This window comes from Streptomyces sp. ActVer, from assembly GCF_027270795.1.
In the GTDB taxonomy this organism is placed as follows: Bacteria; Actinomycetota; Actinomycetes; order Streptomycetales; family Streptomycetaceae; genus Streptomyces; species Streptomyces umbrinus_A.
Genome location: NZ_JAPWHT010000461.1, coordinates 1 through 8,164 on the forward strand (window position 1 = coordinate 1; position 8,164 = coordinate 8,164).

The 8,164-nt window shown below is 70.4% G+C and carries 7 protein-coding genes and 2 pseudogenes; 1 reads left to right on the forward strand and 8 read right to left on the reverse strand.

All coding sequences use genetic code 11. The features are described from left to right. The 7 genes and pseudogenes from pheT to infC form a co-directional block, all read right to left on the reverse strand. Nucleotides 1-1,965 (reverse strand): phenylalanine--tRNA ligase subunit beta (pheT, locus tag O3Q52_RS43915; RefSeq protein WP_269654118.1); only part of this gene is annotated, 1,965 nt, incomplete at its 3' end. Continuing rightward, nucleotides 1,965-3,095, reverse strand: coding sequence for a phenylalanine--tRNA ligase subunit alpha (pheS, locus tag O3Q52_RS43920; protein WP_269654119.1), 1,131 nt, complete (start codon nt 3,093-3,095; stop codon nt 1,965-1,967). The genes pheS and pheT, both read right to left, overlap by 1 nt. Nucleotides 3,096-3,279: 184 nt before the next feature. Further along, nucleotides 3,280-4,425 (reverse strand): ATP-binding protein, encoded by a 1,146-nt coding sequence (locus tag O3Q52_RS43925; protein WP_269654120.1) that lies wholly within the window; start codon nt 4,423-4,425, stop codon nt 3,280-3,282. A gap of 79 nt (nt 4,426-4,504) precedes the next feature. Beyond that, nucleotides 4,505-5,347 carry an RNA methyltransferase gene (locus O3Q52_RS43930; protein WP_269654121.1) on the reverse strand — a complete coding sequence of 281 codons (843 nt, stop codon included), beginning with the start codon at nt 5,345-5,347 and terminating at the stop codon, nt 4,505-4,507. Between the two features lie 263 nt (nt 5,348-5,610). Beyond that, on the reverse strand, nt 5,611-5,994 hold the full coding sequence (gene rplT / locus O3Q52_RS43935) for a 50S ribosomal protein L20 (protein WP_003970214.1): 384 nt from the start codon (nt 5,992-5,994) through the stop codon (nt 5,611-5,613). 95 nt (nt 5,995-6,089) lie between these two features. Then, nucleotides 6,090-6,284 carry a 50S ribosomal protein L35 gene (rpmI, locus tag O3Q52_RS43940; RefSeq protein ID WP_019065473.1) on the reverse strand — a complete coding sequence of 65 codons (195 nt, stop codon included), beginning with the start codon at nt 6,282-6,284 and terminating at the stop codon, nt 6,090-6,092. A gap of 130 nt (nt 6,285-6,414) precedes the next feature. After that, nucleotides 6,415-7,123: pseudogene (gene infC / locus O3Q52_RS43945) on the reverse strand (translation initiation factor IF-3). Between the two features lie 456 nt (nt 7,124-7,579). Between infC and O3Q52_RS43950 the strand changes: the two are divergent. Beyond that, complete coding sequence (locus O3Q52_RS43950; protein WP_055613892.1) at nt 7,580-7,936, forward strand: DUF1844 domain-containing protein; 357 nt, start codon at nt 7,580-7,582, stop codon at nt 7,934-7,936. Nucleotides 7,937-7,991: 55 nt separating this feature from the next. On the opposite strand, the pseudogene O3Q52_RS43955 reads toward O3Q52_RS43950, so the two are convergent. Beyond that, nucleotides 7,992-8,164 (reverse strand): annotated as a pseudogene (locus O3Q52_RS43955) (SseB family protein); the annotation flags it as partial.

Sequence of the window (8,164 nt, forward strand, 5' to 3'; positions counted from 1 at the left end):
GGCCGGGCGGGCCTTGCCCCACCAGCCGGCCTGCTCGCGGGCGCACGCGAGGACGACGGCGGCGTGCCGGGGCTGGACGGGCAGCGCGTCGGTGAGGGACGCGATCTCCTCGTCCGTGGGACGGCGGTCGACGGGCAGCCGCACCGCCACGCGCAGCTCGTCCTGCGGGTGGAATACCAGGCCCGTCTCGAAGAGCGCCAGGTCGTGCGAGCCGCGCCCGTCGTTGCGGCGCAGGGCCTGGAGGAGGCCCGGCAGCAGCGTCGTACGGAGCGCGGGCTCCTCGTCGGAGAGCGGGTTGACCAGCTTGACGACCCGGCGCTGCGTGTCGTCGGCGGCCAGACCGAGCTGGTCGAAGACGTGCTCGCCGATGAACGGGTAGTTCAGCGCCTCGACATAGCCCGCGCCGGCCAGCGCGCGGCCGACCCGGCGGTGCAGCCGCTGCCGGTCGGTGAGGCCGAGGCCCGCCGGGGGCTTCGGCAGGGTCGAGGACAGGTTCTCGTAGCCCTCGAGACGGATGACCTCTTCGGCCAGGTCGTTCGGGTCCGTCAGGTCGGGCCGCCAGGACGGGACGGTGACGATCAGCTCGTCCTGCCCGTAGACGTCGCAGCCCACCTGCTGGAGACGGCGTACGACGGTCTCGCGGCCGTAGTCGACGCCCGCGACCTTGTCCGGGTGGTTGGCCGGGATGCTGATGGTGCGCGGCGCCGAGGGCGCGATGACCTCGGTGACGCCCCCGTCGGCGGTGCCGCCCGCGAGGAGGACCAGCAGGTCGACCGTGCGCTGGGCGGCGGCGGACGTGGCCTCCGGGTCGACGCCCCGCTCGAAGCGCTTGGACGCCTCGGAGGCCAGCTTGTGACGGCGGGCCGTGCGGGCGATGGAGATCGGGTCGAAGTGCGCGGCCTCGACGACGACCTCGGTGGTGGTGCCCTCGGTGTCGTCGATCTCGGTGTTGGCACCGCCCATGACACCGGCCAGGCCGATCGGCCCGCGGTCGTCGGTGATCACCAGGTCCTCGGCGTCCAGCGTGCGCTTGGTGCCGTCGAGGGTGGTGAGCTTCTCGCCCGGCTCGGCCCGGCGCACACCGATCGTGCCCTGGACGCGGGAGCGGTCGTACGCGTGCAGGGGCTGACCGAGCTCCAGCATCACGTAGTTGGTGATGTCGACGGCCAGCGAGATCGGGCGCATGCCCGCCTTCTGGAGGCGGCGCCGCAGCCAGATCGGGGAGCGCGCCTCGGGCGACAGACCGGTGACGGTACGCGCGGTGAAGCGGTCGCAGCCCTGCGGGTCGGAGACCTGCACGGGGTAGCCGAACGCGTTCGGACCCGGTACGTCGAGCAGCGCCGGGTCGCGCAGGGGCAGGCCGTACGCGGTCGCGGCCTCGCGGGCGACGCCGCGCATCGACAGCGCGTAGCCGCGGTCGGGCGTGACGGCGATGTCGAGGACCTCGTCGACGAGTTCGAGCAGCTCGACGGCGTCGGTGCCGACCTCGTGCTCCGGGGGCAGGACGATGATGCCGCCTCCCCCAGACTCCGTCCGGGGGGACCCCCAGCCGTCGTCGCCCATGCCCAGCTCGTCGCCGGAGCAGATCATGCCGTGCGAGGTCTTGCCGTACGTCTTGCGCGCGGCGATCGCGAAGTTGCCGGGCAGCACGGCGCCGGGCAGGACCACGACGACCTTGTCGCCGACGGCGAAGTTGCGGGCGCCGCAGACGATCTCCTGCGGCTCACCGGTGCCGTTGGCCGTGCCGACGTCGACCGTGCAGAAGCGGATGGGCTTCTTGAAGCCCTCCAGCTCCTCGATGGTCAGCACCTGGCCGACGACGAGCGGCCCCTTGAGGTCGGCGCCGAGCTGCTCGACCCTCTCGACCTCCAGGCCGGCGGAAACGAGCTTGGCCTGCACATCGCGGCCGGTCTCGGTGGCGGGGAGGTCGACGTACTCCCGCAGCCAGGAAAGCGGGACCCGCATCAGATCTCCATCCCGAACGGCCGGGTGAACCGGACGTCACCCTCGACCATGTCTCGCATGTCTTCGACGTTGTGGCGGAACATCAGCATCCGCTCGATGCCGAACCCGAAGGCGAATCCGCTGTACTTGTCCGGGTCCACACCACAGGCGACGAGGACGCGCGGGTTGACCATGCCGCAGCCGCCGAGCTCGATCCAGCCCTCGCTGGAACAGGTGCGGCACGGGCGGTCCGGGTTGCCGACGGACTCGCCCTTGCAGACGTAGCAGAGCATGTCCATCTCGGCGGACGGCTCGGTGAAGGGGAAGTAGTTCGGGCGCAGCCGGGTCTTCATGTCCGCGCCGAAGAGCGACTGGACCATGTGGTCCAGGGTGCCCTTGAGGTCGGCCATGGTCAGGCCCTCGTCTACGGCGAGCAGCTCGATCTGGTGGAAGACCGGGGTGTGCGTGGCGTCCAGCTCGTCCGTGCGGTAGACGCGGCCGGGGCACACGACGTAGACGGGCGGCTCCCGGTCGAGGAGCGCGCGGGCCTGCACGGGCGAGGTGTGCGTACGGAGCACGACACCGGACTCGCCGTCGCTGTCGGCGCCCTTGGGGCCCTGTACGAAGAAGGTGTCCTGCATCTGCCGGGCGGGGTGGTCCGGGCCGAAGTTCAGGGCGTCGAAGTTGAACCACTCCGCCTCGACCTCGGGGCCCTCGGCGATCTCGTATCCCATGGACACGAAGACGTCCGCGACCCGCTCCATCATGGTGGTCAGCGGGTGCCGGGCGCCGGAGGGTACGCGGTCGTAGGGAAGCGTGACGTCCACAGCCTCCTCGACGAGCACGCGTGCGTCGCGCTCGGCCTCCAGCTCGGCCTGGCGGCCGGCGAGCGCCTTGTTCACCGCGCCACGGGCCTGGCCGACCAGCTTGCCGGCGGCGGCCTTGGCGTGCGGGGGAAGGGCGCCGATCTCGCGGTTGGCGAGAGCCAGCGGCGAGGCGCCGCCGGTGTGGGCGACCTTGGCCTCCTGGAGCGCGTCGAGGTCACCGGCGGCGGCGAAGGCGGCGAGCGCCTCGTCCCGCATGCGCTCGATCTCTTCCGGTTTCAGTGCCTCGACCTCAACAGGGTCGTACGACTTGTTCGGTGCCGACATCTCTTCCCGTGCTTCCGATTGGTTGGCCAACGGTCCCCGTCGCGACTCGCGGGACGCCCTGTCCCTGAAAAGGGGACGCAAAGGTGCCAAAGGCCGAGTCTAACGGGGGTGAGAGCCCCTCTCGGACGCCCGGTCCGAGAGGAGCTCTCAGGTATGCGAATGCGCCCGTGGGGCCTCTTCGGCGTTACTGCAAGTACGCCGGGGTGCCCACGGGCAACGTAAATCGGAACTGTGCGCCGCCCTCGGGGGCGCGGCCGACGGTGATGGTGCCGCCGTGGGCCTCGACGATGCCCTTGACGATGTAGAGGCCGAGGCCGGTGCCGCCGCGCTTGCTGCCCCGCCAGAAGCGGGTGAAGACGCGGTTCATGGACTCCTCCGGGATGCCGGGGCCTTCGTCGCTCACCGTGACCGACGTGCAGGCGTCCTCTCCTTCGCGGAGGGACGGCGCGGGCTCCACGTCGATGGTGACGGTTCCCTCGCCGTGGCGCACCGCATTTTCCAGCAGGTTGCTGAGCACCTGGTCGACCTTGTCGGGGTCGGCCCACAGATCGGGCAGGGGCTGGCCGATGCGGAGCAGGAAGCGGTCGGCCGACTGGCCGGAGGCGACGTACGCCTGGATGTGCCGGCCGACGGCGGCACCTATGTCGACGGGCTGGCGGCGCAGTTCGAGGCGGCCGGAGTCGATGCGCGAGATGTCGAGGAGCTCGGCGATGAGGCGGGTGACCCGGTTGGCGTCCGCGTCCACCGTCTCCAGCATCAGCTTCTTCTGGTCGTCCGTGAACCGCTCCCACTTGGCGAGCAGCGTCGCCGTGAAGCCCTTCACGGAGGTGAGCGGCGAGCGCAGCTCGTGGGCGACCGTGGCGATGAGCTCGGCGTGACTGCGCTCGGTGCGGCGGCGGGCCTCGGTGTCGCGGAGGGAGACGACTACGCGGCGGATCGGGCCGGTGGGCCGCACCCGCACGTACCGTGCCGAGACCAGGACCTCCCGGCCCCCGGGGAGCAGCAGATTGCGCTCGGGCTGTCCGACCCGGATCGCCAGCCCGCCGTACGGATCGGTCAGCTGCCACCAGCGGCGGCCTTCGAGGTCCTCTAACGGCAGGGCCCAGTCGAGATGCCGGCCGAGGGCGTCGGCGGCGGGAGTGGCGGTGATGCGTTCTGCGGCGGCGTTGAAGCAGATCACGCGGCCGCGCTCGTCGGCGATCACGAGTCCGTCGGGCAGTTCGTCCGGGTCGAGGCCGAGTTCGGCGAGATCGCCTTGCCGGGACGCGGGCGCGCTCCGCACGTCATGTGCCCGCAGTGCGCTCTTCGCACCGCTCGTGCCGACACTCATCCCCGTACCCCACCTCTCGTCTGGCGCAGGGCCCCCGAGCCCGACACCCTACTAGCTGGGAGTGACGGAACGGACCCCCTCAGGAACCAGCACGGTGGGCACGCTGCGCACGAGCCGACGCGTAGAGACATACGGCGGCCGCCGTCGCGAGGTTCAAGCTCTCGGCCTTGCCGTGAATGGGTACGCGCACAACGGCGTCCGCCAGCGCACGCGTCTCCTCCGGGAGCCCCCACGCCTCGTTCCCGAAGACCCAGGCGGTGGGCCCGCTCATGGTGCCCTTGTCGAGCTCGTCGTCGAGGTCGTCCTCGCCCGCTCCGTCGGCGGCGAGAATCCGCACCCCGGCGTCCTTCAGCCCCCGCACCGCGTGCTCCACGGGTACGCCGACCGCGACGGGCAGATGGAACAGCGAACCGACCGACGCCCGTACGGACTTGGGGTTGTAGAGGTCGACGGACGCGTCGGTGAGGACGACGGCGTCGGCGCCCGCGGCGTCGGCGCAGCGCAGGACGGTGCCCGCGTTCCCGGGGTCCCGGACGTTCGCCAGTACGGCGACCAGCCTGGGCCCGGCCTTGATGATCTCCTCGAACGGCGTGTCCAGGAACCGGCAGATCCCGACGAGCCCCTGGGGGGTGACGGTCGTCGAGATGTCCGCGATCACGTCTTCGGCGGCGAGGTGCACCCGGGCCCCGGCGTCCCGGGCCTCCCCCACGATGTCGGCGTACCGCTCGGCGGCTTCCGGCGTCACGAAGAGCTCGACCAGCGTCTCGCCGCCGTCCCCCCGATGCCCGGCGGCCTCCCGCACGGCCTGCGGCCCCTCCGCGAGGAACAGCCGCTCCTTCCCCCGGAAGTTCCGCCTGGCAAGCCGCCGGGCGGCGGAGACGCGCGCGGAACGGGGGGAGATCAGCTCGGGGCCGACAGGCATGGATTCACCTTTGGTTCACGGATGGGGCACGTCACTGCCCTGCTTCACGGGTCTGGACGGGTCCGGGCAAGTCGTTCCGCCGGGTCCACGGGGCCGGGGCGGGCCGGCCCCTCGTTTCCGCCGCGCCGGCGCTCAGCCACGACGGCGGATCCCGGCGGTGCCGAACCGGTCGGCCCCACGCGCAGCGGAGGAAAACACAAGTGGACCCGCAAGCCGAAAGGCGAGCGGGTCCACAGCAGTTCCGGCCAAGGCCAGCGCGAGCGTCACGCAGCCTTCGGCGCGTTGACGTCCGACGGCAGCGCCTTCTGCGCGACCTCGACGAGCGCGGCGAACGCGTTGGCGTCGTTGACGGCCAGCTCGGCGAGGATCTTGCGGTCCACCTCGATGTTGGCGGCCTTCAGACCCTGGATGAGGCGGTTGTACGTCATGCCGTTCTGGCGGGCCGCAGCGTTGATGCGCTGGATCCACAGCTGACGGAAGTCACCCTTGCGCTTCTTGCGGTCGTTGTAGTTGTAGACCAGCGAGTGGGTGACCTGCTCCTTGGCCTTGCGGTACAGGCGCGAACGCTGACCGCGGTAGCCGGAGGCCGCCTCGAGGATCGCCCGGCGCTTCTTGTGGGCGTTGACTGCCCGCTTGACGCGTGCCACTTGTTAACTCCTTGTAGCGGGGCCGTGGTGGTCGTCACACGGCCCGAATTCGATGGGGTCCCGGTCCTGACGTACGGCGCCGAAGCGCCCGGACGTCACTTGCCGAGAAGCTTCTTGATCTTCTTGGCGTCGCCCGGGGCCATCTCGGCGTTGCCGGTCAGGCGGCGCGTCACGCGCGACGACTTGTGCTCGAGCAGGTGGCGCTTGCCGGCACGCTCGCGGAGCACCTTGCCGGAGCCGGTGATCTTGAAGCGCTTGCTGGCACCGCTGTGCGACTTGTTCTTCGGCATAGCGCCGTTCTCTCCTCGTCAGTGGCGCTCCTGTGCCCGGTCGTGAAACCGGGCACAACGGAACGTCATGTGTATCGGTTGACGTCCCCGGACTCGCGTCCGGGAACCCCCTTGGACTCTCGCCCCGGGATCAGGCCTCGGCGGAAGCCTCGGCCGGAGCCTCGGCGGTCTCCGTGTCGGCGTCGGCGACCTCTCCTTCGGAGATGTCGTCACCCGTGTGGTTCTGCGACTTGCCCGGGTTGGCCTTCGCCTCCGCCTTGCGTGCCGCCTGGGCCTCACGGGCCTCGGCCATCGCCTCGGTCTTCTTCTTGTGCGGGCCGAGAACCATGATCATGTTTCGGCCGTCCTGCTTCGGGTTGGACTCGACGAACCCGAGGTCCTCGACGTCCGAAGCGAGACGCTGCAGCAGTCGGTAGCCGAGTTCCGGCCGGGACTGCTCGCGACCACGGAACATGATCGTGATCTTGACCTTGTCGCCCTGCTTGAGGAACCGGACGACGTGACCCTTTTTGGTGTCGTAGTCGTGCGGGTCGATCTTCGGCCGGAGCTTCATTTCCTTGATGACCGTGTGCGCCTGGTTCTTGCGCGCCTCACGGGCCTTCATGGCCGACTCGTACTTGAACTTCCCGTAGTCCATGAGCTTGCAGACCGGGGGACGCGCGCTCGCAGCCACCTCGACCAGGTCGAGGTCGTACTCCTGCGCAAGCTCCAGGGCCTTGGCAAGCGGAACAATCCCGACCTGCTCGCCGCTGGGACCGACAAGTCGCACTTCGGGAACGCGAATCCGGTCGTTGATGCGGGGCTCGGTGCTGATGGATCCTCCTCGGATAGCACCACACGGACTGTCTGGCAAACAGCTCGCATACGTCTCTTTGACTGGACCAACCGCCGCGGCACATGAAAAATGCCCCGGACAGGACACAGGCGGTGGCTCCAAGAATGACCGGAGCACCGCCGCGGTGACCCGCGGGGCGCATATCCAGCGACTCCATCGTCCGTACGGAACGATGGTGGCCGCCTGACCGGGTGACCCGCCGTCCCGGAGGACAGTCGGGTGGGAGATCGGAGCCTCCACTTGCGGGCCGGGCACAGGAGTGACCGGCCGGTCGTTACACAAGGTTAGCAGCTCCCCCCGGGTGGTGCGAATCGGCCTGCATGCACTGTTCTCCGGCCGTTCCCCGAACGGCTCTCGCGCACGGGGGCGAGGGCTCTCGCGGACGGCGGCCGGGACTCCCACGAACGGGGCCGGGGCTCCCGCGGACGGAGGCCGACGGGCCGGGGCCTATCGTGTGGGCATGAGTGAGACCCCTCCTGAGACCCCCGACTTCGACGCCATGACCCGCGACATCGCGGAGGTCCCCGCGGTCGAGGTCCTCGTGACGGTCGCCGTCAACCTGATGAGCGCCGCCGCCGTGAAGCTCGGTCTGACCGAGGAGGGCGACAAGTACAAGGACCTCGACGAGGCACGCAAGCTGGTGCACGCGCTGGCCGGGCTGCTCGACGCGAGCGCGACCGAGATCAGCTCCTTCCACGCGGCCCCGCTGCGCGACGGCCTGAAGTCGCTGCAGCTGGCGTTCCGCGAGGCGTCGCTCGTCCCGGACGAGCCGGGCCAGGGCCCGGGCGAGAAGTACACGGGCCCGGTCTTCGGCTGACCCGCCCGTCACCAACCTTTTCGGCGTACGCCCAGCAGTCTGTGGCGTACGTCCACTACTGGCGTACGTACAGGGGCTCGCCCGGTGGCGTCGCGTCGGCCGGCAGGAGTGCCAGGTCGAGGCCGCGTACCAGGCGGGCCCTCAGTGTTTCGTCCGCGGCGAGGCGCCGGGCGACGGCCTGGGCGGTCCCGGCCGGGTCGGCGGACGGGTCCAGTACGAGGGCGAGGG

Coding starts and splice junctions, on each gene's coding strand:
- rpmI (WP_019065473.1), bottom strand. CDS start 6,284: ATGCCGAAGAACAAGTCGCACAGCGGTGCCAGCAAGCGCTTCAAGATC.
- O3Q52_RS43930 (WP_269654121.1), bottom strand. CDS start 5,347: ATGCCTGTCGGCCCCGAGCTGATCTCCCCCCGTTCCGCGCGCGTCTCC.
- O3Q52_RS43950 (WP_055613892.1), top strand. CDS start 7,580: ATGAGTGAGACCCCTCCTGAGACCCCCGACTTCGACGCCATGACCCGC.
- O3Q52_RS43925 (WP_269654120.1), bottom strand. CDS start 4,425: ATGAGTGTCGGCACGAGCGGTGCGAAGAGCGCACTGCGGGCACATGAC.
- pheS (WP_269654119.1), bottom strand. CDS start 3,095: ATGTCGGCACCGAACAAGTCGTACGACCCTGTTGAGGTCGAGGCACTG.